Below are 23,189 nucleotides of genomic sequence, written 5' to 3' on the forward strand. Positions count from 1 at the left end.
GTCCCCTGTGGCGAGGGAGCTTGCTCCCGCTGGGCTGCGCAGCGGCCCCTCTTTTATGAGCGCTGCGCACTCAAGCGGGAGCAAGCTCCCTCGCCACAAAGACAAGGCGCTGAAGCCATAGGGAGTTCCAATGAAAGCCTGGCGTGCCGTTGCACTGGCCGTGTCGTTGCTGCTGCTCAGTGGCTGCCTGGTGTCGTTCAAGGCGCCGTTGCCCGACAGCGAAGCCGCGCCCAAGGGCCTGCTCGGCCACTGGACCAGCACCAACGCCTGGGGTGAGCCGGTGAACCTGGAGCTGACGGAGGTCGGCAAGCATCGCTACCAGGCCGTCAGTTATTTCAGGGCCAGGCCTCAGGAGCGCGAAGCCATTCCCCTGACCGTCTCCCGCCACGGCAGTCGCTGGTATTTGTCGGCCAAGGTGCCGGCTCGCTTCGGCGGCCATTTCGTCATCGCCGGTTTCGAACTGACCGACAAGCAGGAACTGGTGGTCTACAACCTGGACATGGAACAGATCAACCAGGCCATCGGCCAGAAGCTCCTCAGCGGCCAGCCAAACCAGAGCGAGGAGGGTGATGGCGTGCTGGTGGACAGCGACATGAACAAGGTTTTCAGCTACCTCGACGACCCGGCCAATTCCGATGTGTTCTCGGAAGCCGTGCGCTACCAGCGACTGAGCAAATCCCAATAACGGCTACACGCGGACGTTTTTTCACAGGAGTTTCGGGTGGACGATTACCAGCAGACGATACGCACCTTGTCCGATCGCATTGTGCTGGCGCAGACACCGATCCGCATTCTCGACGCGGTGAAGTGGGACGAGAGCATCCGCAAGGGGTTTCTCAAGGCCAAGGGCAAGGAAATGCCTGCGGTGGATCGTGATTATTACCTCAACCGGCCATTGTCCTTCGATTCCAGCAAAGTGAAGCTGGAGTTCCAGAACATCGAGCGCGACATCACCCGCCAGCTTGGGCAGTTCAACCCGGTGGGCCAGATCATGCGGCGCATGTGCAAGGAGTACCGCATGGTGGTGCGCATGCTCGAAGCGCGCGGCACCGAGGACTTCGGACTGATTTCCCAGGAGCTGTACGGCGCCGCTTCCGACGCCTTTCACGCCGGTGACCCGACCCTGGCCGACCTGGGCCTGATGCTCTCCGACTACCTGAACAACATCGATGGCCGTGGCGACCTCAAGGACGAGCCCAAGGTGCTTAGTGCCAAGGAGGCCGTCAGCCTGTTGCAGCATCGCCTCAACCGGGTGTTTGGCGAGGCCGAGGAAACCATTCGCGTATTCGAATCCGACGGTATCGTTGCTGACGCGGCGGCGGGCGCCGACTACATCAAGATCCGCACCGACGCGATGTTCAACGAGCGGGATGTGCGCGCCCTGGAGGTCCACGAAGGGCTGGTGCACGTTGGCACCACCCTCAATGGTTTGAACCAGCCGATCTGCACCTTCCTGTCCAAGGGCCCGCCCTCGTCGACGGTGACCCAGGAAGGCCTGGCGATCCTGATGGAAATCATCACCTTCGCCTCCTACCCGAGTCGCCTGCGCAAACTCACCAACCGCACCCGCGCCATCCATATGGTGGAGGAGGGGGCCGACTTCCTGCAGGTCTTCGAGTTTTTCCGCGAGCAGGGCTTCGAAATGGCCGAAAGCTACGGCAACGCCAGCCGCGTTTTCCGTGGCTCGGTGCCGACCGGTCTGCCATTTACCAAAGACTTGTCCTACCTCAAGGGCTTCATCATGGTTTACAACTACATTCAGCTGGCCGTGCGCAAAGGCAAGCTGGAGCAGGTGCCGCTGCTGTTCTGTGGCAAGACCACCCTGGAGGATATGCGCACCCTGCGCCAGTTGGTGGATGAGGGCCTGGTCGTGCCGCCCAAATACCTTCCGGAGCAGTTCCGCGACATGAACGCCCTGTCGGCGTGGATGTGCTTCTCCAACTTCTTGAACCACCTGAGCCTGGACCGGATCGAAGCGGATTATTCGAACATTCTTTGAGCACAACACAGTTTCCTTGTGGGAGCGGGCTTGCTCGCGAAGACGGTGTGTCAGTTAATGACAATTTCGACTGACACACCGCCTTCGCGAGCAAGCCCGCTCCCACAGGGGGGCTGCGTATAACTTCTGATTTTTACGAGGCTTCACCGGATGCGAACCCTCGGCATCATTTGCCTGCTGCTGGCCCTGAGTGGCTGCAGCTCCCTGCTGTTCTACCCCGAACGCGGCCTGCCGTTCACGCCGCAGCGGGCCAAGCTCGAATACCGCGACGTCACCCTGACCACGGCCGACGGCCTGAAGCTGCGTGGCTGGTGGCTGCCGGTGAAGCCGGGTGTCGAGGTCAAGGGCACGGTGCTGCATTTGCACGGCAACGGCGGCAACCTGTCCTGGCACCTCGGCGGGAGCTGGTGGTTGCCGGAGCAGGGTTATCAAGTGCTGATGGTCGATTACCGGGGTTATGGGGTGTCCGAGGGCGAGCCGAGCCTGCCGGCGATCTACCGGGACATCGACGCTGCGTTCAAATGGCTCGACCAATCGCCCGAGGTCCAAGGCAAGCCGCTGGTGCTGCTCGGCCAGAGCCTGGGTGGCGCGCTGGCGGTGCATTACCTGGTGGAGCATCCTCAGCGTCAACAGCAGCTCAAGGCGCTGGTGCTTGATGGCGTGCCCGCCAGCTATCGCGACGTCGGACGCTTTGCCCTGAGCACTTCATGGCTGACCTGGGCGTTGCAGGTGCCGCTGTCCTGGCTGGTGCCGGACGGCGACAGCGCCATTGGCTCGATCGCACAATTGAACGGCGTGCCGAAACTGATCTACCACAGCCTTGACGACCCCATCGTGCCCCTTTCCAACGGCATCCGCTTGTATCAAGCTGCGCCGCCGCCCCGGGTCCTGCAACTGACCCGGGGCGGCCACGTGCAGACTTTCGCCGACCCGACCTGGCGAACCGTGATGCTGCGCTACCTCGACGATCCCCTGCACTTCGATGGCTTGCGCCGCCTGGGCGAGGTGCCGAACTACCCGAAATCTTCCGTTGAATCATCCGAGAACCCGCAATGAGCGAAGAACGCAACGCCATCCCCCTGATCATCACCGGTATCTGCAGCATTCTCGGCACTGTCGCGGCGCTCTGGTACTACGGCTATCTGCATTTCGCCAAGCCCGAGGATGCGTTGCTGCTCAACCAGTTCACCATGCTCAAGACCGTGCCGGGCGAAGACTATAAAGTCGCCCTGGAGCCGGCACCCCAGGTCGCCCAATGCATCGATGGCGTACTGGTGCTGTTCGACACCGAGCAGAAAGGCCTGACCGGTGTGCTGATCAACGAGAAGAAACGCGCGGTGCGCTGCATGGGGCAGGAGACGCCGCAGAAGTTGCAACCGTAACCGATTCGATTTCCTGTGGGAGCGAGCCTGCTCGCGAAAGCGCTAGCTCAGTCGACAGATGTATCGACTGGATGACCGTCTTCGCGAGCAGGCTCGCTCCCACAGGGGGATGGTCAGCTAAAAAATATTCAGCCAATAAAAAGCCCCACCTGATTGAAGTCAGGCGGGGCTTTTGCGTTGCAGTCAGCCGATCAGTTGGCGCTCATGGTCGAGCGCGGGGCGACTGGCTGGTTGTCGTTGGAAATGGTGACTTCCACGCGACGGTTCATGGCACGGCCCGAGACGCTGGTGTTGTCGGCGACCGGAAATTCCTTGCCGTAACCCTGGGTCACGATGCGGGCCGGGTCGACGCCCATTTTTACCAGGGCGGTGCGCACGGAGCTGGCGCGGCGTTCGGACAGCGACTGGTTGTAGGAATCCGAACCGGTGCTATCGGTATAACCTTCGATGATCACCTTGCGATCCGGGTTTTCCTGGAGGAACTGCGCCAGTTTGCTCACATTGGTCATGCCGCTGGCGCGCAGGTCGGATTTGTTGGTGGCAAACAGCACGTCACCGAAGGTCACCAGCGTACCGCGCTCGGTCTGCTTGGCGTTGAGGCTGTCCTGCAACTGCTTGATCTGCGCGTTGCGGGCGTCGAGCAGTGCGCGGGCGCGTTCGTCACCGGCGTTTTTCAGCTCGGCTTCGGCGTTGCGCAGGGCGATGGTCTGCTTGGCCACTTCGACGCGCTGGTTGGTCAGGTAGGCCAGTTGGTCAACCTTGGCTTCGTCTTCGTTGTCCAGGTAGGCCTTGTCGGCCTTGGCCAGGAAGTCGGAGGCCTCTTTGGTTTCCAGGGCCGCGACCTTGGTGGCCGCCGGGTCGGCCTGCAGGCCGTTGTAGTTGGTACGGGCCTGTTCCAGGTTCGCGTTCGGGTCGTGGGAGCAAGCGGCCAGGGCTACGCAGGCGGCAAGCAGGGCGGGCATCATGAAATGTTTGTGCGTCATAGTCTGTCGTCCTTTTATCAATGAGAAGTACGTCGTGGCTCGAACAGGGTTACTGAACCTTGTTCATGCCTTCCTGACGCAGTTCCTGAACCCCTTTCTGGGAATCCTTGAGGGCCTGTTCGGCCTTGGCTGCCTGGGCCTTGCGTTCGGCAACGCGCGCATCCCATTCGGCCTGTTCGGCCAGACGCTTGGCCTCTTCATAGTTCTCGTCGTGCATGGCGATCTCGGCCTGCTTGAGTTTGTCCTGGGCGGATTTCATTTCCACCGCTGCGAACTCGGTGCCGCCTGCGCTGACGGCGCTGTTGACCGCCGATTGCGTGACCGCGTATTGCTCCGAAGGTGGATTGCCGGCGCAACCGGCCAGGATGAAGCTGCTACCGATAGCCAGGGCAGCCAACTTCAGGCCGCGCAAGCCAGTGGATGAGGGTTTGGCAGTGCAGGTATTCATAGGCTTCAACTCCATTGGAAAACTCCTGAAAAAACACTAATCCATGCTGGGACCGAAGCCGTGACGTCTGTTTTGGCGCTGGCGCCAGGGCGCGTTTATTTAAACGACCGTTCCAGTATGGTTACTCGGTGTGACCCGAGGCGTTTTTCAAAAGTTCAGGTAAGGATGGCCAATCGCCAAAAGAAATGCTGACTGATCGGTCAGTTGCCAAAAAGCTGAACTTTCAAGGTGCGCAGCGGTATTCCGGCACCACAAACTCGGTAGCGGTGCCGGGATAACGCGATGCGGGGGGAGGGGAATCAGTGCTTGGACTTGTCGTTTTGCGAGGAGAGTTGGCGCAGATGACGACGGGACAAGGCGAGAAATCGCGGGGTCGGACCGACGTCTTCGTACAGCGGGTCGCCTTCTTCATCGGTGGCCACGACCTGCGCGCCCTTGATGTAGGGGAAGCTGGCTTCCAGCTCCTCCAGCGCCGCGCCGATCAATTCGCCGAGCAGTTCTTCGGGCTGGCGCTTGGGGTACATGTCGCAGATCGCCGCCAGGCGTGCGGCGGCTTCTACATCCAGATGAATCGTATAACCGGTCTGGGTCAGGTGACCCTTGGCGTTTTCTTCCCAGTGCTGAGCAAGTTCACGGATTTTCATGATGGCGCCTCAATGGACCCGCTCGTGGCGGGCGCGACAGTGACAAGCCGTTGTGTGGCTTACCCATGAGACTAGCTTTGGCTGACAAGGTTTAAAGTCCCTTCGTCGCTTGTCATAAGCGACCGGCATCGGCACTCTCTCCTACAAAGCTGTCCGGACCTTTTTGCTGGAGACCTGCTGATGACCGATATTGATGCCCGCTTGCGCGAGGACGTCCACCTGCTCGGCGAGCTGCTGGGCAATACCATTCGCGACCAGTACGGAGACGCCTTTCTCGACAAGATCGAGCAGATTCGCAAAGGCGCGAAGGCTGACCGACGCGGTTCGATGGATGCGGAACTGAGCGCCAGCCTCAACCAGTTGAGCGAGGACGAGTTGCTGCCGGTAGCGCGGGCGTTCAACCAGTTCCTCAACCTGGCCAATATCGCCGAGCAATACCAGCTGATTCACCGCCGCGAAGAATCCAGGCCGGCGCCGTTCGAAGCACGCGTGCTGCCCGAGCTGCTGGCGCGCCTGCGAGCCGAAGGCCATGGCGCCGAAGCGTTGGCGCGGCAGTTGGGCCGGCTGGAAATCGAACTGGTGCTCACAGCGCACCCCACGGAAGTCGCCCGGCGTACGCTGATCCAGAAATACGACGCGATCGCCGCGCAACTGGCCGCCCAGGACCATCGCGACCTCACCAGTGCCGAGCGCGCGCAGATCCACGAACGCTTGCAGCGGTTGATCGCCGAAGCCTGGCACACCGAAGAGATTCGCCGGACCCGCCCGACGCCCGTGGACGAGGCCAAGTGGGGCTTCGCGGTGATCGAGCATTCGCTCTGGCACGCCATCCCCAATTACCTGCGCAAGGCTGACCATGCCCTGCATGCCGCCACCGGGTTGCGCCTGCCGCTGGAGGCCGCGCCGATCCGCTTTGCCTCGTGGATGGGTGGCGACCGGGACGGCAACCCGAACGTCACCGCCGCGGTCACTCGCGAGGTGTTGCTGCTGGCGCGCTGGATGGCGGCGGACCTGTATTTGCGCGACGTCGACCATCTGGCCGCCGATTTGTCCATGCAGAAAGCCAGCGAGGCCTTGCGCGCCCAGGCCGGTGACAGCGCCGAGCCCTATCGCGCGGTGCTCAAGCAATTGCGCGAACGCCTGCGAGCCACGCGCAACTGGGCCCAGGCCTCCCTGAAGGGCACGACGCCGGCCACCGTCGAGGTGTTGCAGGACAACCGTGAACTGCTTGATCCGTTGGAGTTGTGCTACCAGTCCCTGCATGAGTGCGGCATGGGCGTGATTGCCGACGGGCCGTTGCTCGATTGCCTGCGCCGCGCGGTGACCTTCGGCCTGTTCCTGGTGCGCCTCGACGTGCGCCAGGACTCGACGCGGCACACGGCGGCGATGACCGAGATCACCGATTACCTCGGGCTGGGGCGTTACGAGGAATGGGACGAAGAGCAGCGCATCGGTTTCCTCTTGGGCGAGCTGAATAATCGCCGGCCCTTGTTGCCGCCTTACTTCAAGCCGTCGGCCGATACGGCGGAAGTCCTGGCCACGTGCCGCGAGGTTGCGGCGGCACCGGCAGCGTCCCTGGGCTCTTATGTGATTTCCATGGCCGGCGCGGCTTCCGATGTGCTGGCGGTGCAGTTGCTGCTCAAGGAGGCCGGCGTATTGCGGCCGATGCGCGTAGTGCCGCTGTTCGAAACCCTCGCCGACCTGGACAACGCCGGGCCGGTGATCGAACGCCTGCTGTTGCTGCCGGGTTATCGCTCGCGCCTGCAAGGTCCCCAGGAAGTGATGATCGGCTATTCCGACTCGGCCAAGGACGCCGGGACCACGGCGGCAGCCTGGGCGCAATACCGCGCCCAGGAGCGGTTGGTGGACATCTGCCGCGAGCAGCAAGTCGAATTGCTGTTGTTCCATGGCCGCGGTGGCACCGTCGGCCGTGGCGGCGGCCCGGCGCACGCGGCAATCCTGTCCCAGCCGCCGGGCTCGGTGGCCGGACGTTTCCGCACTACCGAACAGGGCGAAATGATTCGTTTCAAATTCGGCCTGCCGGACATCGCCGAGCAAAATCTCAATCTTTACCTCGCCGCAGTGCTCGAAGCGACCTTGCTGCCACCACCGCCGCCAACCCCGCAATGGCGGCATCTGATGGATGAACTGGCTGCCGACGGGGTCAATGCCTACCGGGCCGTAGTGCGGGAAAATCCGCAATTTGTCGAGTATTTCCGCCAGTCCACGCCGGAACAGGAACTGGGCCGCCTGCCCTTGGGCAGCCGTCCGGCCAAACGTCGAGCCGGCGGTATCGAAAGCCTGCGGGCGATCCCGTGGATTTTCGGCTGGACCCAGACCCGGTTGATGTTACCGGCCTGGCTCGGTTGGGAAACCGCCCTGGGCAAGGCGCTGGAGCGCGGCGAGGGCGAACTGCTCGGGCAGATGCGTGAGCAATGGCCGTTCTTCCGCACCCGCATCGACATGCTGGAGATGGTCCTGGCCAAGGCCGACGCCGATATTGCCCAGTCCTATGACGAGCGTCTGGTGGAACCGGCGTTGCTGCCTTTGGGCGAGCATTTACGCGACCTATTGTCGCAGGCCTGTTCGGTGGTCCTGGGCCTGACCGGCCAGTCGCAGCTACTGGCACATAGCCCAGACACGCTGGAATTCATCCGCCTGCGCAATACCTACCTCGACCCGCTGCACCTGTTGCAGGCCGAGCTGCTGGCACGTTCGCGGCAGCAGGACGTGGCCCAGGGCAGCCCTGTGGAACAGGCGTTGCTGGTGTCTGTGGCAGGGATTGCCGCCGGTTTGCGCAACACCGGCTAATCTCCCGGAGGGTTAAAAAACAGCACGCCCGGTCTGTCCGGGCGTAGCTGTTGGCAGGGGCAGGGAGGTCGGCCAGGCGACAGTTTGTTGCCCGGTTGCGACTCTCACTACCCCCTACGAAGGTCGCGTGCGGCGCGGGTTACTCCGACTTTCGGCGGCTTGTGTGGGTCGGGCCCGCTGTGTATCTTGATCAGCCTTTGGCCGTTTGGGCGGTCACGATCAAGTTTTTCGAAGATTGGCCCCACGAGGCGAATCCGAGCGTTTTACATAAAAAAATTGAGGAGCACATCGATGCGCGTCATTCTGCTGGGAGCTCCCGGGGCCGGTAAAGGTACTCAGGCAAAGTTCATCACCGAAAAATTCGGTATCCCGCAAATCTCCACTGGCGACATGCTTCGCGCCGCGGTCAAGGCTGGCACCCCACTGGGTGTTCAGGCCAAGAGCATCATGGATGCCGGCGGCCTGGTGTCGGATGACCTGATCATCGCGCTGGTCAAGGACCGCATTGCTCAAGCCGACTGCGCCAACGGCTTCCTGTTTGATGGCTTCCCACGCACGATCCCTCAGGCTGAAGCCCTGGTGAGCGCTGGCGTGGAGCTCGACCATGTTGTCGAGATCGCGGTCGATGACGAGGAAATCGTCCAGCGTATTGCCGGGCGTCGCGTTCACGAAGCGTCCGGTCGTGTCTATCACACCGTCTACAACCCGCCAAAGGTCGCCGGTAAGGACGACGTGACTGGCGACGAGCTGGTGCAGCGCAAGGACGACACTGAAGAAACCGTGCGTCATCGCCTGTCGGTCTACCATTCCCAGACCAAGCCGCTGGTGGATTTCTACCAGAAGCTGTCCGCTGCCCAGGGCAAGCCGAAGTACAGCCACATCCCGGGCGTCGGCTCGGTCGACGCGATCACCGGCAAGGTGCTTGAAGCACTGAGCTGAAAACGCTGATCGCAGCCTCAACTACGGCCCGCTTGCGGGCCGTAGTTGTTTATACTGGCGCACTTTTTCCCACCTGATTTACGGACATATCGATGAGCACCTTGCTGGCCCTGGACACCGCGACTGAAGCTTGCTCCGTTGCCTTGCTGCATGACGGCAAGGTCACGAGCCACTACGAGGTGATCCCGCGCCTGCATGCGCAAAAATTGCTGCCTATGATTCAGCAATTGCTCAGCGATGCCGGGATCACCTTGCAAACCGTGGATGCGATCGCCTTTGGTCGCGGCCCAGGGGCGTTTACCGGCGTGCGCATCGCCATTGGCGTCGTGCAGGGCCTGGCCTTCGCCTTGGAACGCCCGGTATTGCCGGTCTCGAACCTGGCCGTACTGGCCCAGCGCGCCTTGCGCGAGCACGGCGCGCATCAGGTAGCGGCCGCCATCGATGCGCGCATGGACGAGGTGTACTGGGGCTGCTATCGCGAAACCGCTGGCGAGATGCGCCTGGTCGGTGCCGAGGCGGTGTTGCCACCCGAAGCGGCGGCGTTGTCGGCTGACACCAGCGGCGACTGGTTCGGCGCCGGTACCGGTTGGGGCTACGGCGAGCGAATCGGCGTCAGCCTTGTCGGCCAGGATGCCTCGATGTTGCCCCATGCCGAAGACCTGCTGGCCCTGGCACGCTTTGCCTGGGAACGCGGCGAAGCCATCCCTGCCGACGATGCGCAGCCGGTGTACCTGCGGGACAAGGTCGCGACGCCCAAGTCCGAACGGTAAACCCAAACTTGACCACACTCTCGAGCGAGCACCATTGTGGCGAGGGAGCTTGCTCCCGCTGGGGCGCGAAGCGGCCCTGAAATCTCCTTGGTATCCTTACTGGTCGGGCTGAAATTAAGTCTTGGGGTTGCTTCGCAACCCAGCGGGAGCAAGCTCCCTCGCCACGAAGGCGTTGCTCCGGCTCAAAATCCGCCAAAGTCGTCCCAAGACCCAAAAGTCACACCCAAAATTGCCAGTCGTCACTTTTTTCGCCGGTTTTTAAACCTTTTTGCCTTTATGTGTTCTAGTTATCACTTGCGCATTTGCGCGGATACGAATGTGCCGCTAAATTGCCATCATTGATACCGAGCATTCTGTTATGCGTATAGACGGCGTTTCATCCCAGTCCTACCCCATCAAGCGTCGGCCTCGTGCGGGTAAAGCCGCTGAGCCGGAAAACTTCGATGACATCGATGGTGAGCTGGAATTTCCGTCCGAAGAGCAACTGGCCGCCCGCGCCGCCAAAGCCTCTGCGCAACGCCTGAGCAATCTTCCCGCCCGTCAGCAAGACATGCTGTATCACCGCGCCATGAGCCGCAGTGTCGCCACGGCGCTGGCCAGCTACCTGAGCACCGCCGGTTTTGTTGATTGGGATATGGAAGTGCTGGGCCTCGACCTCTACATCTGATGCGGTTGCCCTACTATCTGGGTTGCCCGTCCTGGAGCGAAAACGCCTGGCGCGATTATCTTTATCCCCAGGACGCCAAAAGCTCCGATTTCCTCGGTCTCTACTCTCAAGTATTCAACGCCGTGGAAGGCAACACGACCTTCTACGCGAGCCCGGCCGCGTCCACCGTTCAGCGCTGGGCCGAAATCATGCCCGAGCACTTTCGCTTCACCGCCAAGATCCCCGGTGACATCAGCCACGGCGGCGACCTGCGCGAACACCTGACCGCCACCGAAACCTTTGTCCAGTTGCTAAGCCCCTTGGGCGAGCGCGTCTCGCCGTTCTGGCTGCAACTGTCCAAGGCGTTCACGCCCAATCGATTGCAGGAGCTGGCGGCATTCATCGACGCGTTCCCACGGTCGTTGGCCGTAGAGGTGCGTCACGATGATTTTTTTGCCAAAGGCGACGCCGAACGACAGCTCAACCGCTTGCTGCTCGATCGTGGTGTCGAACGCATCTGTCTCGATCCCCGCGGCCTGTTCAGCTGCGCGTCGACCGCCCCTGAAGTCATTCACGCGCAATACAAGAAGCCCCGGGTGCCGACGCGACCGGCGGCGTTCACTCAATACCCGCAGGTGCGCTTCGTCGGTCATCCGGTAGTGGAGGCCAACGAGCCGTTCCTGACGCCATGGGTAGAAAAAATCGCCGTGTGGATCGAAGAGGGGCGCACGCCGTATATGTTCCTGCACACCGCGGACAATCTGCTGGCGGCGAAACTCGCGATGCATTTTCACAGCAGCCTGATGAAGCGTTTGCCTGGCTTGCCGGCGCTGCCTGAGCTATATAGAGAACCCGCCGCCGAGCAACTCGGTCTGCTCTGAGGCGAACTCCGCAAAATTGCTCAGGAGCGACTTTCATGGATGCACAAACCCGCCGAGCCCAGGCGTTCAAGGCCTTGCACGAACGCGATGGGGCGTTTGTCATTCCCAATCCATGGGATGCCGGTTCGGCAAAGATGCTCGCCAGCCTCGGCTTTGAAGCATTGGCGACGACCAGTGCCGGTCACGCTTTTTCCCTGGCACGACCTGACGGCGCCCTGGGCCTGGATGACACGCTGGCGAATGTGCGAGCGATTGTTGCGGCCACGGACCTGCCAGTGGCCGTCGACCTGGAAAACGGCTTTGCCGATGCGCCCGAAGACTGCGCCCGCAGCTTGCTCCGCGCGGCACAAGCCGGCGCGGTAGGGGGCTCCATCGAAGATGCCACGGGCCGCGAAGACAGCCCGATCTACGATTTCGAGCTCGCCGTGGCGCGGGTCAAGGCCGCCGCCGAGGCGGTGCGCAGTCTGCCTTTCCCTTTCCTGCTGACCGCGCGAGCGGAAAACTTCCTGCATGGCAGGCCGGATCTGGACGACACGATCCGACGCCTGAAGGCCTTCGCCGACGCCGGCGCCGATGTGCTGTACGCGCCGGGGCTGAGCAGCGCCGAGCAAGTGCTGGCGGTGGTCCGGGCCGTGGCGCCCAAGCCCGTTAACGTACTGATGTCCGGCGCGCTGGACCTGACGGTAGCCCAGCTGAGTGAACTAGGCGTCAAGCGCATCAGTGTCGGATCGGCCCTCGCGCTGGCGGCGTATGGCGAGTTTTTCCGCGCCGCCGAAGAAATCCAACGGCAGGGGACCTTCACCTTCACCCGTCGCTCAATGCCTTTCAACCAGGCCAATCAATTATTCAAGGGTTGAAGCCCGAGGCGTTGACGTGCGGTTTTTGAAAGGACTGATGGTATTGGCGCTGATCGCTGGCGTCGCGGTGGTGGCGGTATGGCGCGGTTGGCTGGCCGTGCCGCCGCAATGGAACCCCTGGGCGCCGCTGGACGTGAAAGCGCCGCCAAATCTGCTGACCCGCTACAAACTCATGGCGCTGCGCAACGATCCGCAACTGTGCGACCAGGCGCTCGCCACGTCGGGGCTGCGCACCGCTCGCCAGGCCGACAGCGGCGCCAATACCTCGTGCCCGCTGACCAATGTGCTGCGGGTGCAGGGCGGTGAGGTGGCGCTGAGCAGCAGCTTCCTCGCCAGTTGCCCACTGGCGGTGGCCTTCGCGCTGTTCGAGCGCCATGCGTTGCAGCCGGCGGCAATGGCCGCCTATGGCAAGCAAGTCACGCGGGTCGATCACCTGGGCAGTTTTGCCTGTCGCAACATGTACGGTCGTGAAAGCGGCGCGCGCAGCCAGCACGCCACTGCCAGCGCGTTGGACATCGCCGGGTTTCGCCTGGCCGATGGACGAGCCGTCAGCGTGCTCAGGGATTGGCCGAAGGACAACACCGATGCGCAGTTTCTACGGCAGGTGCGCGATGGCGCCTGCGACATGTTCAGTGTGGTCTTGAGTCCGGATTACAACGCGGCGCACCGCAACCATTTTCATCTGGATGTGGGGCCGTGGTGGATTTGTCGTTGAGGGATCAGGCAGCGATGCGCAGGTTCTGCAGTACGATCGGACGCGCCCAGCGAGTGTCGAAGTCCAGTTGTTTCTGCTGCGCCACCAATTCCTCTTCCGGGAATGGAGGGAATGGCTTGTCCAACAGGTCGAGTTCGAATTCGGCAATCGGCAGGGGCAGTCGACGCGGCTGTGGTGCCGGGCCCGGTTCTGGCAACGGTTGACCGGCGGCGAGGACGATCGGGCGAACCCAATTGCTCTCGAAGGCCTGCTGCTTTTGCTGTGCGACGATTTCTTCTGGCGGGAAGGGCGGGAACGGCTTGTCGAGCAAATCCAGTTCGAACTCGGCGATCGGCAGGAATAACGGCTCGGGTGGCTTGACCTGGGTTTCCGTCACGTCGCAGGTGCGCTGGCTGACGATATGCTCCAGCAGCTCGGCGCCCAGGGTCGGTTCAACCGCTTCATCGAGGGCGACTGGCTGGTAGCTGCCGGGCGCCGGTGCGTTTTCACCCAACTGGTCGGCCAGGGCCCGGGCAAAAAAATCCTGCCACAGGTGACTGACGCCGCTCAGCGCTTGGGTGTTGCGCAGGCTGTAATCGCCGTAAGGGGAGATAACGCCTATCGATGTGGATTGAATGTCTGACATTTTTCTCGGTCGACGCTCAGCTCTGGCAAAATGCCGTTCACCGTTGTTATCGGCCGTTTTTGCCGATCCTTAATTTTTTGAGCATGTTTTCATGACTGAGCAACTCGCGGCTTGCCGCATCCATGTCGAGGCCCTGGCCCCGGCGTTCCAGCCCCGCGCCGAGCAGTGGGCCGAGCAGCTCGGCCTGCCGTTGCAGATGGATGACGGCGAGTTCGCCTTGCAGGTCGGCGAGCACGGGTTGCAATTGCAGCAGCTGGGTCCCGATGCGCCGGGACCGGTGCGGGTGGATTTTGTCGAGGGCGGCGCAGCCCATCGTCGTTTGTACGGGGGCGGCAGTGGCCAGATGATCGCCAAGGCAGTCGGTGTCGCCCAGGGTGTGCGTCCGCGAGTGCTGGATGCCACGGCGGGGTTGGGCAAGGATGCGTTCGTGCTGGCGAGTCTCGGCTGCGAGATGAGCCTGATCGAGCGTCAACCCTTGATCGGTGCTTTGCTGGAGGATGGCCTGGCTCGCGGTGCGGAAGATTTCGATGTGGCGCCGATTGTGGCGCGGATGCGCTTGCTCAAGGGCAATTCCATCGAAGTGATGCGCAGTTGGCAAGGCGAGCCGCCCCAGGTGATCTACCTGGACCCGATGTTTCCCCATCGGGAGAAAACCGCCCTGGTGAAAAAAGAGATGCGCCTGTTCCGCCCGCTGGTGGGCGATGATACCGACGCCCCGGCGCTGCTTGCCGCCGCGCTGGCGTTGGCGACCCACCGGGTGGTGGTCAAGCGCCCGCGCAAGGCCCCCTGCATTGAAGGGCCGAAGCCGAGCCATGGGCTGGAAGGCAAGTCCAGTCGGTACGATATCTATCCGAAGAAAGCGCTCAAGGCCTGAGACCGGGGTGACTTCATTCGCGAGCAGGCTCGCTCCCACATAGGGTCTTGGGAGGGAGCTGTTCAGCAGAATCCATATTCACCACAGTTCTCCTGTGGGAGCGAGCCTGCTCGCGAAGAGGCCCTCCCAGCCAGCGAAAGTGACCGGTCGAACTAAGGCCGATAAGCCCGCACAAACAACCCCACCACTTCCTGCACATGCGCTTCGGCCGCTTCGGCGTCCTGCGGCCCGTCGCAGCCATACAACAACCTGAAGTTTGCCGCGCCCTTGATCAGGCAGAAAAAATGCTCGGCGGCGTTGCGCGGTTTGTCGATGCTCAGGGCGCCGCTCTGGTCGATCTTGGTCAGCAACCTTTCCATCTCTGAGAGCATTCGCTGCGGGCCGGCCTGGTAGAAGATGGTCGAGAGCTTCGGATCCTGGCTACCCAACGCCACCATCAGCCGATGCAGGTTCACCGATTCGTCGCTGTTGATCAGTTGGTTGAAGCCGCGGGCGATGTTCAGCAGCACGTGTTCAATCGGAACACCGTCGGCCCATTCGAAGAAAAGCGGCGGCACCTGTTCCTCGCACTTGGCAATCACGGCGGCGGAAAACAGCGTTTCCTTGTCATTGAAGTGGCTGTAGACGGTCAGCTTCGAGACGCCGGCCTCGGTGGCCACGGCGTCCATGCTGGTGCTGGCGTAGCCCAGGCTCAGGAACAGGCGTTTCGCGGCGTCGAGAATGGCCTGGCGCTTGGCCAGATCCTTGGGGCGACCAGGGCCGCTGGAGGAGGGAGGATTGTTCGACATTATTCGCTTTTAATACTGGACTGGTGAGTTTGCTATTAATAACATACTCGCCAGTATAATTATTCCAAGCACCATTAGCGAAAGGTCATCCACCATGTTCCGCTATGTCCTGCCCCTCGCCGTGCCAGTCAGCCTGGCTTTTTTATTGTCTGCGTGCGGTCATGAGGAGCCGACGCCGGTCGCCGTGCGCCCTGCGATGGTCCTCAAGCCGGAGCCTTCGGCCCAGGCAATGGACAGTTATCCCGGCGAAGTACGGGCGCGATTCGAGCCGGACCTGGCGTTTCGCATTGGCGGCAAGGTGAGCCGCCGGCTGGTGGAAGAGGGCCAGCGGGTCAAGGCCAACCAGGCGCTGGCCGAACTCGACCCCGAGGATGTGCGCCTGCAACTGGAAGCCAGTCGGGCCCAGGTCGCCGCGGCCGAGGCCAACCTGAGCCTGGTGAAAGCCGAGCGTGACCGCTACAAGACGTTGATGGAGCGGCAGATGGTCAGCCGCTCCCAATACGACAACGCCGAGAATCTCTATCGCTCCGGTGCCGCGCGGCTCAAGCAGATCAAGGCCGAATTCGACGTTGCCAGCAACCAGGCCAGCTATTCGGTGTTGCGTGCACCCCAGGACGGCGTGGTGGCCCGGCGGGCGGTGGAAGTCGGCCAGGTGGTGTCGGCTGGACAGACCGTCTTCACCCTGGCCACCGAGGGCGAGCGTGAAGTGTTGATCAGCCTGCCGGAGCAGGGATTTGGTCGGTTCAAGATCGGCCAGCCAGTGTCGGTTGAATTGTGGAGCCAGCCCGATCAGCGCTTCAGCGGACGCATCCGCGAACTCTCGCCGGCCGCCGATCCGAAATCCCGTACCTTCGCCGCGCGCGTCGCCTTCACCGCTGGCAGCGTCCCGGCGGAACTGGGCCAGAGCGCTCGGGTGTTTATCCAGACCGCTGAAAAGGCGCCGCTGTCGGTGCCATTGTCGGCCCTCACCGCCGAGAACGGCGCCACCTTCGTCTGGGTGGTCAAGCCCGACAACACGCTCAGGAAAGTCCCGGTGCGTGTTGGCGCCTTCGGTGAAAAGACCGTGCCGGTGCTCGAAGGCCTGAGCGCCAATGACTGGGTGGTGGCCGCTGGCGTGCATGTGCTTCTGGACGGCCAGCAGGTTCGGCCGGTGGATCGCTCCAATCGCGTGGTCAACCTGGCGGCCAAGGAGTAATCCCCGATGGGCTTCAATCTCTCCGAATGGGCGTTGCGTAACCGCCAGATCGTACTGTTCCTGATGCTCTTGCTGGCGATCGTCGGCGCGCTTTCCTACACCAAGCTGGGTCAGAGCGAAGATCCGCCATTCACCTTCAAGGCCATGGTCATCCGTACCGTCTGGCCAGGGGCCACGGCCGAGGAAGTGTCGCGCCAGGTCACCGAGCGTATCGAAAAGAAGCTCATGGAAACCGGCGACTACGAAAAGATCGTCTCGTTTTCCCGCCCGGGAGAATCCCAGGTGACTTTTGCGGCTCGCGACTCCATGCATTCCAAGCAGATTCCCGAGCTGTGGTACCAGATCCGCAAGAAAATCGGCGATATCCGGCAGACCTTGCCGCCGGGTATCCAGGGACCGTTCTTCAACGATGAGTTCGGCACTACCTTCGGCAATATCTACGCGCTCACCGGCGACGGCTTCGATTATGGCGTGCTCAAGGATTACGCCGACCGTATCCAGATCCAGCTGCAGCGGGTCAAGGACGTGGGCAAGGTCGAGTTGGTCGGCCTGCAGGACGAGAAAATCTGGGTCGAGCTGTCGAACGTGAAGCTGGCGACCCTCGGCCTGCCCCTGGCGGCAGTCCAGCAGGCGCTGGAGGCGCAGAACGCGGTATCGACCGCCGGCTTCTTCGAGACCGGCAGCGAGCGATTGCAGCTACGGGTCTCGGGGAATTTCCAGACCGTGGACGAAATCCGTGACTTTCCGATCCGCGTGGCCGACCGGACCTTCCGCATCGGTGACGTGGCCGATGTTCGTCGCGGCTTCAATGATCCACCGGCGCCGCGCATGCGTTTCATGGCGGAGGACGCCATCGGCCTGGCCGTGGCGATGAAGGAGGGCGGCGACATCCTGATCCTCGGCAAGGCCCTCGAAGCCGAGTTTGCCCGCATCCAGAACACCCTGCCGGCCGGCATGCAACTGCGCAAGGTTTCCGACCAGCCGGCTGCGGTGAAGACTGGCGTCGGCGAGTTTGTCCAGGTACTGGTGGAAGCACTGACGATCGTGTTGCTGGTGAGCTTCTTTTCCCTGGGGCTGCGCACCGGAATGGTGGTGGCGCTGGCGATTCCGCTGGTCTTGGCGATGACCTTCGCTGCGATGTATTACCTGGGCATCGGTTTGCACAAGATTTCCCTTGGCGCGTTGGTGCTGGCGCTGGGGCTGTTGGTGGACGACGCGATCATCGCGGTGGAGATGATGGCCGTCAAGATGGAGCAGGGCTACGACCGGATCAAGGCGGCCAGCTTTGCCTGGACCAGCACGGCGTTCCCGATGCTCACCGGTACCCTGATCACCGCGGCGGGGTTCCTGCCGATCGCCACCGCGCAATCGGGCACCGGTGAGTACACCCGTTCGATTTTCCAGGTGGTGACCCTCGCGCTGCTCGCTTCCTGGGTGGCCGCGGTGGTGTTCGTGCCGTATCTCGGGGAAAAACTCCTGCCGGACCTGGCGAAGATTCACGCGGCCAGGCATGGCACCGCTGACGGCCAGCCGGACCCCTATGGCACGCCGTTCTATCAGCGAGTCCGGCGAACGGTGGAGTGGTGCGTGCGTCGACGCAAGACGGTGATCACCTTGACTGTGCTGTTGTTCGTCGGCTCGGTGGTGCTGTTCCGTTTTGTCCCGCAGCAGTTTTTCCCGGCGTCGGGACGACTGGAGCTGATGGTCGACCTGAAGCTGGCCGAAGGCGCTTCGCTGGTCAACACCGCGGAGCAGGTCAAGCGCCTTGAAGCGCTGCTCAAGGACCACGCTGGCATCGACAATTACGTGGCGTACGTCGGCACCGGCTCACCACGCTTCTACTTGCCGCTGGATCAACAACTGCCGGCGCCGAGCTTTGCCCAGTTCGTCGTCCTGGCGAAGACCATCGAGGACCGCGAGCCCCTGCGCAGTTGGCTGATCAGCACACTGAACGAGCAGTTCCCGACCCTGCGCTCGCGGGTCACACGCCTGGAAAACGGCCCGCCCGTGGGGTATCCGGTGCAGTTTCGGGTGACGGGTGAGCACATCGAAGAAGTCCGCGCGCTTGCCCGGAAAGTCGCGACAAAGGTTCGCGAAAACACCTACGTCGCCAATGTCCATCTGGACTGGGAAGAACCGAGCAAGGTGGTGTACCTCAACATCGATCAGGATCGCGCCCGCGCGTTGGGCGTCACCACCGCCAACCTGTCGAGCTTCCTGCAAAGCTCCCTCACCGGCTCCAGTGTCAGCCAGTACCGCGAGGACAACGAACTGATCGAGATCCTGCTGCGCGGCACCGTGCATGAGCGCACCGAGCTTTCACTGTTGCCAAGCCTGGCGGTGCCTACCGACAACGGCACGAGCGTTGCCCTGTCGCAGATCGCGACGCTGGAATACGGCTTTGAAGAAGGGGTGATCTGGCACCGCAACCGTCTGCCCAGCGTGACCGTACGGGCCGACATCTATGGCAAGGAGCAACCGGCGACGCTGGTGCAACAGATTTTCCCGACCCTGGACCCGATCCGCGCAGAGTTGCCGGACGGCTATCTGCTGGAAGTCGGGGGCACGGTGGAGGATTCAACCCGCGGGCAGAAATCGGTGAATGCGGGCGTGCCGCTGTTCATCGTGGTGGTGCTGACGTTGCTGATGCTGCAGCTGCGCAGCTTCTCGCGCACGGCGATGGTATTTCTCACCGCGCCGCTGGGACTGATCGGCGTCACGCTGTTCCTGCTGGTGTTCCGCCAGCCGTTCGGTTTTGTCGCCATGCTCGGCACTATCGCGTTGTCTGGGATGATCATGCGTAATTCGGTGATCCTGGTGGACCAGATCGAACAGGACATCAAGGCGGGGCTCGCCCCCTGGCAGGCGATCATCGAAGCGACCGTGCGCCGTTTCCGGCCGATTGTACTGACTGCACTGGCGGCGGTCCTGGCGATGATCCCACTGTCGCGCAGCCTGTTCTTCGGGCCCATGGCAGTGGCTATCATGGGCGGCTTGATCGTGGCGACGGCGTTGACGCTGTTGTTCCTGCCAGCGTTGTATGCGGCGTGGTTCAGGGTCAGGAAAACCTGACCCACAGGCGCACATCGAACCTGTGGCGAGGGAGCTTGCTCCCGCTCGGTTGCGCAGCGACCGCAAAAGACCTGGGGGCGCTACGCACCCCAGCGGGAGCAAGCTCCCTCGCCACAACTATTGTATTTGTCGGATAGGGCTCAGAGGGTGCCAAACACTTTCTTGGCCAAACTGGTCGCCGCGGCCGCCGGGTTCTGGCGGATCGTTGCTTCCTGCTTGGCGATCATCTCGAACAGACCGTTCAGCGCCTGCTCGGTCACGTAGTTCTCGACGTTGGCGCTCTTGGTGTCCACCACGCCGAGTGTCGCAGCCTGGCCGGCGAAGGCATTGTACTTCTGGACCAGGCCGACCTTGTCGGTGGCTTGCTTGACGATCGGCAGGAACTTCGCGCGAATCTGCTCGCGGCTGCTCTTGTTCAGGTATTGCGTGGCCGAGTCGTTGCCGCCGCTCAGAATGCCCTTGGCATCCGTCACGCTCATGTTCTTCACCGCATCCACCAGGATCGGCTGGGCCTGCACCACGGCGGCTTCGGCAGCCTGGTTCATGCTGGTTTCCAATTGGTCGACCTGAGCGCCCATGCCGAAGGCCTTCATCTTGCTGGCGACTTTACCGAGCTTGCCCGGCAGCTCGATCTTCACGTCGGGGTTGTTGCTGAAACCGCCAGGCTTACCCAGTTGCTTGACCGCGATCTGGGCGCCTTGGGTGAGGGCATCCTTCAGACCGCCCGTGGCGTCCTTCTGCGAGAGATCACCGAGCGACAGGGCCATGGCGTTGGCGCAGATCACCAGGCCTGCGCAGAGGCCGGTGAAACGGAGGGTAGGGCGGAGCATGGGCACTTTCCTTGAACGTTTGGAAAAGAATCAGCGTACGGCATTGCCAGGGATCTTCATATTCAGGGCGCCCGAATGCAACCAGGCGCCCAGGGTTCAGTCCGTAGCCGTTGGAACGCTCTGATCCGCCGCATCTTCGCTGCGATGCAACGCCACCTGGCGGATCGACAGACGAATTTCCGCCGGCAGCACCCGCTTGGCTGCGCCTTCAGCCAACTCGCCGAGCAGTTCGTGATAGCTCAGCTTGCCTGCTTCGTCGCGCCGCAGGACGTCGAGGTCGAGCATTGTCTGGATGAAGTGGCGGAACAGGCTTTTGTCGAAGAACTCCGGTGCGTTCAGCCCATGCAGGATCGACAGGCGCTGGGCCATGACGGTGCAGAGGTCCTCCAGTTCTTCGGCGCTGATGCTGTTCTGCCCGCTGTTGAGCAGCAGCGAGACGGTCATGTAGAAACGCTGCAAGGTCTGGGCGATGCTTTTCGACAGCAGCGTCAGCAGCACGAAATGCCGCGAACTCGGCGCCGGGCGCAGGTAGAGATCTTTTTCGAAACGCAGCAGGCCCTGCTCGACGAACGCGTCGAGCCACTGGTCGACCACCGCGTCCAGTTCTTCCAGCGACCAGCGGATGAACAGCTCCGATTGCAGGTAGGGGTACAAGGCACGGGTGTAGCGCAGGATCTGTTCGCGGCTCATGCGCGAGCTGCTCTGGAAGAAACTGGCGAGCAGCGCCGGCAGGGCGAAGATGTGCAGGACATTGTTGCGGTAGTAGGTCATCAGCACCGCGTTCTGCTCATCCAGATACAGAATCTTGCCCAGGGCGTCCTTCTGTTCCGACAGCAGGTCCATGCCTTTGACGTGCGCGATCAGCGCCTGGCCATCGCCTTCGGGCAAGGTGGTGTGAGGCGAGTATGGCACTTTGCGCAGCAACGCGAGGTACAGGTCCAGTACGCGGGCCATGGCGTGATCGTCCAGGGCCAGACGGCTGGTGGACAGCAGCGCGAGCGCGACCAGGTTGACCGGGTTGATGGCCGCGGCTTCGTTCAGATGGCGGGCGACACGTTCGCCGAGGCGGTTGGTGGTCGCGTTGAGCCAGTCGGGTTTGAACTGCGGCCCGAGCTCCTGCTGGCGCCAGCCGGGTTGTTCGCCGTCGAGGAACTCCGCCAGCTTGATTGGCTCGCCAAAGTTAACCGCGACCTGGCCAAAGCGTTGCTTGAGGGCGCCGATGACCTTGAAGATGTCGAAGATCGACTCCTTCTTTTTGCTCGCACCCCGCAGCTCACCGAGGTAGGTGCGGCCTTCCAGTACGCGCTCGTAACCGATGTACACCGGCACAAAGACGATCGGCATGCGCGAGGAGCGCAAAAAGCTACGCAGGGTAATGGCGAGCATGCCGGTCTTCGGTTGCAGCATGCGCCCGGTACGCGAACGGCCGCCTTCGACGAAGTACTCCACCGGGAACCCCTTGGTGAACAGCGTGTGCAGGTATTCGTTGAACACGGCGGTGTAAAGCGGGTTGCCCTTGAACGTGCGACGCATGAAAAACGCGCCGCCACGGCGCAGCAGGCCGCCGATCACCGGCATGTTGAGGTTGATGCCGGCGGCAATGTGCGGTGGGGTCAGGCCATTGCGAAACAGCAGGTACGACAGCAGCAGGTAGTCGATATGGCTGCGATGGCAGGGTACGTAGATGACTTCGTGGCCTTGGGCAACGTTCTGCACGCCTTCGATGTGGTTGACCTTGATGCCATCGTAGATCTTGTTCCAGAACCAGCTCAGCACCACTTCCAGGAAGCGGATCGCGGTGTAGGTGTAGTCCGAGGCAATCTCATTGCCATAACGCAGGGCCTGCGCCTTGGCTTTTTCGGCCGGGATCTTTTCCCGCTCGGCCTCTTCGAGAATGGCCTGCTTGACCAGCGGCTGGTTCAGCAGCCCCTTGACCAGGTTGCGCCGGTGGGAAATGTCCGGGCCGATAACCGCTGCTTTCAGATTGCGAAAGTGCACCCGCAGGATCCGCTGGGCCATGCGCACGGTGCGTTCATGGCCTTTGTCGTGCTCGATCAGTTCGCGCAAATGGATGGGCGCGGAGAACTGCACGCGGGTCTTGCGCCCGAGGATCATGATGCTCAGCAAGCGGCGCAGGCGTCCGGTGACCGCCCAGCTGTCGGCGAACAGCAGCTTCCAGGGGCTGGATTCGCTGTCGGGCGACTGGCCCCAGAAGACGCTGACCGGAATGATCTGGGCGTCCTCGGCGGCGTTGTGGGTCAACTCGTCGACCAGTCGCGTCAGGGTCGGCGGCGCACCGCGTTTGTCCTGGCGCCCGAGCCAGTCCGGCGCCGGCGTCAGGTAGAAAAACGCCGCCGGCTCCAGCAGGCCGCCCACCGAGACGGGCAGCACCGGACGTGGCAGGCCGGCCTTGGTGCATTCGGTGTCGAGCACCGCCAGATCGGTGAGCGAAGGATCTTGCAGGACGTAGAACACCGGACGACTGCGGTCGAGGTTGAGGGTGAAGGACGACTGGTTGATGGTCTCGGAGCGAACCCAGAGGTACAACAGTCGGCGCAGGGTGCCAAACACAAGACGGCGGAACGGGGAGCGGGTCATACGGCTTCTGCGTGAGTGGATAAGAGCAAGCGGTACTAGTGTGCCGGATTCACCGAAAATCGGCAAAAAAGCGGCGAAGTAAAGTCAGTTGAGAGTTTTTCCGGGTGTCATATACTCGGCCAGTTACTGCCC

General features: G+C 62.3%; 21 protein-coding genes. 14 read left to right on the plus strand and 7 right to left on the minus strand.

Features of this window, described 5'->3' with window-relative positions; translation table 11 throughout:
• Window positions 1-130: 130 nt before the first annotated feature.
• The 4 genes from J3P89_RS05320 to J3P89_RS05335 all read left to right on the plus strand — a co-directional run bounded on the left by J3P89_RS05320 (window position 131) and on the right by J3P89_RS05335 (window position 3,381).
• Window positions 131-685, plus strand: coding sequence for a hypothetical protein (locus J3P89_RS05320; RefSeq protein WP_305499058.1), 555 nt, complete (start codon window positions 131-133; stop codon window positions 683-685).
• 36 nt (window positions 686-721) lie between these two features.
• Window positions 722-1,999, plus strand: coding sequence for a flavohemoglobin expression-modulating QEGLA motif protein (locus J3P89_RS05325; RefSeq protein ID WP_014336757.1), 1,278 nt, complete (start codon window positions 722-724; stop codon window positions 1,997-1,999).
• Window positions 2,000-2,149: 150 nt separating this feature from the next.
• Window positions 2,150-3,055 carry an alpha/beta hydrolase gene (locus tag J3P89_RS05330; RefSeq protein WP_434696910.1) on the plus strand — a complete coding sequence of 302 codons (906 nt, stop codon included), beginning with the start codon at window positions 2,150-2,152 and terminating at the stop codon, window positions 3,053-3,055.
• Window positions 3,052-3,381, plus strand: coding sequence for a hypothetical protein (locus J3P89_RS05335; RefSeq protein ID WP_305499060.1), 330 nt, complete (start codon window positions 3,052-3,054; stop codon window positions 3,379-3,381). Before J3P89_RS05330 ends, J3P89_RS05335 begins: the two co-directional genes overlap by 4 nt.
• 191 nt (window positions 3,382-3,572) lie before the next feature.
• Here J3P89_RS05335 and J3P89_RS05340 read toward each other — a convergent pair whose 3' ends face one another.
• The 3 genes from J3P89_RS05340 to J3P89_RS05350 form a co-directional block, all read right to left on the minus strand.
• Entirely contained in the window at window positions 3,573-4,364 is a 792-nt protein-coding gene (locus tag J3P89_RS05340; protein ID WP_305499061.1) for an OmpA family protein, read from the minus strand.
• A 49-nt stretch (window positions 4,365-4,413) separates the two neighbouring features.
• Window positions 4,414-4,827, minus strand: a complete 414-nt coding sequence (locus J3P89_RS05345; RefSeq protein WP_014336761.1) for a DUF4398 domain-containing protein — start codon at window positions 4,825-4,827, stop codon at window positions 4,414-4,416.
• A gap of 284 nt (window positions 4,828-5,111) precedes the next feature.
• The gene (locus J3P89_RS05350; protein WP_434572070.1) at window positions 5,112-5,456 is read right to left on the minus strand and encodes a pilin assembly protein; all 345 of its coding nucleotides are present in this window, start codon (window positions 5,454-5,456) and stop codon (window positions 5,112-5,114) included.
• A gap of 180 nt (window positions 5,457-5,636) precedes the next feature.
• On the opposite strand from J3P89_RS05350, the gene ppc reads away from it, so the two are divergent.
• The 7 genes from ppc to J3P89_RS05385 all read left to right on the plus strand — a co-directional run bounded on the left by ppc (window position 5,637) and on the right by J3P89_RS05385 (window position 13,075).
• Window positions 5,637-8,267 (plus strand): phosphoenolpyruvate carboxylase, encoded by a 2,631-nt coding sequence (ppc, locus tag J3P89_RS05355; protein WP_434696911.1) that lies wholly within the window; start codon window positions 5,637-5,639, stop codon window positions 8,265-8,267.
• Window positions 8,268-8,558: 291 nt separating this feature from the next.
• Complete coding sequence (adk, locus tag J3P89_RS05360) at window positions 8,559-9,206, plus strand: adenylate kinase (RefSeq protein ID WP_434601734.1); 648 nt, start codon at window positions 8,559-8,561, stop codon at window positions 9,204-9,206.
• A gap of 92 nt (window positions 9,207-9,298) precedes the next feature.
• Complete coding sequence (tsaB, locus tag J3P89_RS05365; protein ID WP_434696913.1) at window positions 9,299-9,976, plus strand: tRNA (adenosine(37)-N6)-threonylcarbamoyltransferase complex dimerization subunit type 1 TsaB; 678 nt, start codon at window positions 9,299-9,301, stop codon at window positions 9,974-9,976.
• Between the two features lie 358 nt (window positions 9,977-10,334).
• On the plus strand, window positions 10,335-10,643 hold the full coding sequence (locus J3P89_RS05370) for a hypothetical protein (protein WP_305499067.1): 309 nt from the start codon (window positions 10,335-10,337) through the stop codon (window positions 10,641-10,643).
• Entirely contained in the window at window positions 10,643-11,503 is an 861-nt protein-coding gene (locus J3P89_RS05375) for a DUF72 domain-containing protein (RefSeq protein ID WP_434696914.1), read from the plus strand. The genes J3P89_RS05370 and J3P89_RS05375 overlap by 1 nt, the downstream gene beginning before the upstream one ends.
• A 35-nt stretch (window positions 11,504-11,538) precedes the next feature.
• The gene (locus J3P89_RS05380; protein ID WP_434696915.1) at window positions 11,539-12,360 is read left to right on the plus strand and encodes an isocitrate lyase/PEP mutase family protein; all 822 of its coding nucleotides are present in this window, start codon (window positions 11,539-11,541) and stop codon (window positions 12,358-12,360) included.
• 37 nt (window positions 12,361-12,397) lie between these two features.
• Window positions 12,398-13,075: an extensin-like domain-containing protein gene (locus tag J3P89_RS05385; RefSeq protein ID WP_434631165.1), complete on the plus strand. Its 678-nt coding sequence runs from the start codon at window positions 12,398-12,400 to the stop codon at window positions 13,073-13,075.
• 4 nt (window positions 13,076-13,079) lie between these two features.
• Here J3P89_RS05385 and J3P89_RS05390 read toward each other — a convergent pair whose 3' ends face one another.
• Complete coding sequence (locus J3P89_RS05390) at window positions 13,080-13,700, minus strand: energy transducer TonB (RefSeq protein WP_434696916.1); 621 nt, start codon at window positions 13,698-13,700, stop codon at window positions 13,080-13,082.
• A 91-nt stretch (window positions 13,701-13,791) separates the two neighbouring features.
• Between J3P89_RS05390 and J3P89_RS05395 the strand changes: the two genes are divergently transcribed.
• A complete protein-coding gene (locus J3P89_RS05395; RefSeq protein WP_434696917.1) occupies window positions 13,792-14,574 on the plus strand; it encodes a class I SAM-dependent methyltransferase in 783 nt (260 codons plus the stop codon).
• 152 nt (window positions 14,575-14,726) lie between these two features.
• Here the strand turns inward: J3P89_RS05395 and J3P89_RS05400 are convergent, their stop codons facing one another.
• Window positions 14,727-15,362: a TetR/AcrR family transcriptional regulator gene (locus J3P89_RS05400; protein WP_434656008.1), complete on the minus strand. Its 636-nt coding sequence runs from the start codon at window positions 15,360-15,362 to the stop codon at window positions 14,727-14,729.
• 94 nt (window positions 15,363-15,456) lie between these two features.
• On the opposite strand from J3P89_RS05400, the gene J3P89_RS05405 reads away from it, so the two are divergent.
• Together J3P89_RS05405 and J3P89_RS05410 are read left to right on the plus strand one after the other, a co-directional pair.
• Entirely contained in the window at window positions 15,457-16,557 is a 1,101-nt protein-coding gene (locus J3P89_RS05405; protein WP_434696918.1) for an efflux RND transporter periplasmic adaptor subunit, read from the plus strand.
• 6 nt (window positions 16,558-16,563) lie between these two features.
• The gene (locus J3P89_RS05410; protein ID WP_434696919.1) at window positions 16,564-19,629 is read left to right on the plus strand and encodes an efflux RND transporter permease subunit; all 3,066 of its coding nucleotides are present in this window, start codon (window positions 16,564-16,566) and stop codon (window positions 19,627-19,629) included.
• A gap of 140 nt (window positions 19,630-19,769) precedes the next feature.
• Here J3P89_RS05410 and J3P89_RS05415 read toward each other — a convergent pair whose 3' ends face one another.
• Together J3P89_RS05415 and plsB are read right to left on the minus strand one after the other, a co-directional pair.
• Window positions 19,770-20,459 carry a DUF4197 domain-containing protein gene (locus J3P89_RS05415; protein WP_434696920.1) on the minus strand — a complete coding sequence of 230 codons (690 nt, stop codon included), beginning with the start codon at window positions 20,457-20,459 and terminating at the stop codon, window positions 19,770-19,772.
• Between the two features lie 96 nt (window positions 20,460-20,555).
• Window positions 20,556-23,057, minus strand: a complete 2,502-nt coding sequence (plsB, locus tag J3P89_RS05420; protein WP_434696921.1) for a glycerol-3-phosphate 1-O-acyltransferase PlsB — start codon at window positions 23,055-23,057, stop codon at window positions 20,556-20,558.
• Window positions 23,058-23,189: the final 132 nt, after the last annotated feature.

The sequence above is a fragment of the Pseudomonas sp. Z1-14 genome (assembly GCF_051132005.1).
Lineage (GTDB): Bacteria > Pseudomonadota > Gammaproteobacteria > Pseudomonadales > Pseudomonadaceae > Aquipseudomonas.

Bases quoted from the DNA above. Each gene is read 5' to 3' on its own strand.
- J3P89_RS05380 (WP_434696915.1), top strand. From the start codon at position 11,539: ATGGATGCACAAACCCGCCGAGCCCAGGCGTTCAAGGCCTTGCACGAA.
- J3P89_RS05370 (WP_305499067.1), top strand. From the start codon at position 10,335: ATGCGTATAGACGGCGTTTCATCCCAGTCCTACCCCATCAAGCGTCGG.
- plsB (WP_434696921.1), bottom strand. From the start codon at position 23,057: ATGACCCGCTCCCCGTTCCGCCGTCTTGTGTTTGGCACCCTGCGCCGA.
- J3P89_RS05340 (WP_305499061.1), bottom strand. From the start codon at position 4,364: ATGACGCACAAACATTTCATGATGCCCGCCCTGCTTGCCGCCTGCGTA.
- tsaB (WP_434696913.1), top strand. From the start codon at position 9,299: ATGAGCACCTTGCTGGCCCTGGACACCGCGACTGAAGCTTGCTCCGTT.
- J3P89_RS05405 (WP_434696918.1), top strand. From the start codon at position 15,457: ATGTTCCGCTATGTCCTGCCCCTCGCCGTGCCAGTCAGCCTGGCTTTT.
- J3P89_RS05400 (WP_434656008.1), bottom strand. From the start codon at position 15,362: ATGTCGAACAATCCTCCCTCCTCCAGCGGCCCTGGTCGCCCCAAGGAT.
- adk (WP_434601734.1), top strand. From the start codon at position 8,559: ATGCGCGTCATTCTGCTGGGAGCTCCCGGGGCCGGTAAAGGTACTCAG.
- J3P89_RS05330 (WP_434696910.1), top strand. From the start codon at position 2,150: ATGCGAACCCTCGGCATCATTTGCCTGCTGCTGGCCCTGAGTGGCTGC.
- J3P89_RS05345 (WP_014336761.1), bottom strand. From the start codon at position 4,827: ATGGAGTTGAAGCCTATGAATACCTGCACTGCCAAACCCTCATCCACT.
- J3P89_RS05390 (WP_434696916.1), bottom strand. From the start codon at position 13,700: ATGTCAGACATTCAATCCACATCGATAGGCGTTATCTCCCCTTACGGC.
- J3P89_RS05350 (WP_434572070.1), bottom strand. From the start codon at position 5,456: ATGAAAATCCGTGAACTTGCTCAGCACTGGGAAGAAAACGCCAAGGGT.
- J3P89_RS05410 (WP_434696919.1), top strand. From the start codon at position 16,564: ATGGGCTTCAATCTCTCCGAATGGGCGTTGCGTAACCGCCAGATCGTA.
- J3P89_RS05375 (WP_434696914.1), top strand. From the start codon at position 10,643: ATGCGGTTGCCCTACTATCTGGGTTGCCCGTCCTGGAGCGAAAACGCC.
- J3P89_RS05320 (WP_305499058.1), top strand. From the start codon at position 131: ATGAAAGCCTGGCGTGCCGTTGCACTGGCCGTGTCGTTGCTGCTGCTC.
- ppc (WP_434696911.1), top strand. From the start codon at position 5,637: ATGACCGATATTGATGCCCGCTTGCGCGAGGACGTCCACCTGCTCGGC.
- J3P89_RS05415 (WP_434696920.1), bottom strand. From the start codon at position 20,459: ATGCTCCGCCCTACCCTCCGTTTCACCGGCCTCTGCGCAGGCCTGGTG.
- J3P89_RS05395 (WP_434696917.1), top strand. From the start codon at position 13,792: ATGACTGAGCAACTCGCGGCTTGCCGCATCCATGTCGAGGCCCTGGCC.
- J3P89_RS05385 (WP_434631165.1), top strand. From the start codon at position 12,398: ATGGTATTGGCGCTGATCGCTGGCGTCGCGGTGGTGGCGGTATGGCGC.
- J3P89_RS05335 (WP_305499060.1), top strand. From the start codon at position 3,052: ATGAGCGAAGAACGCAACGCCATCCCCCTGATCATCACCGGTATCTGC.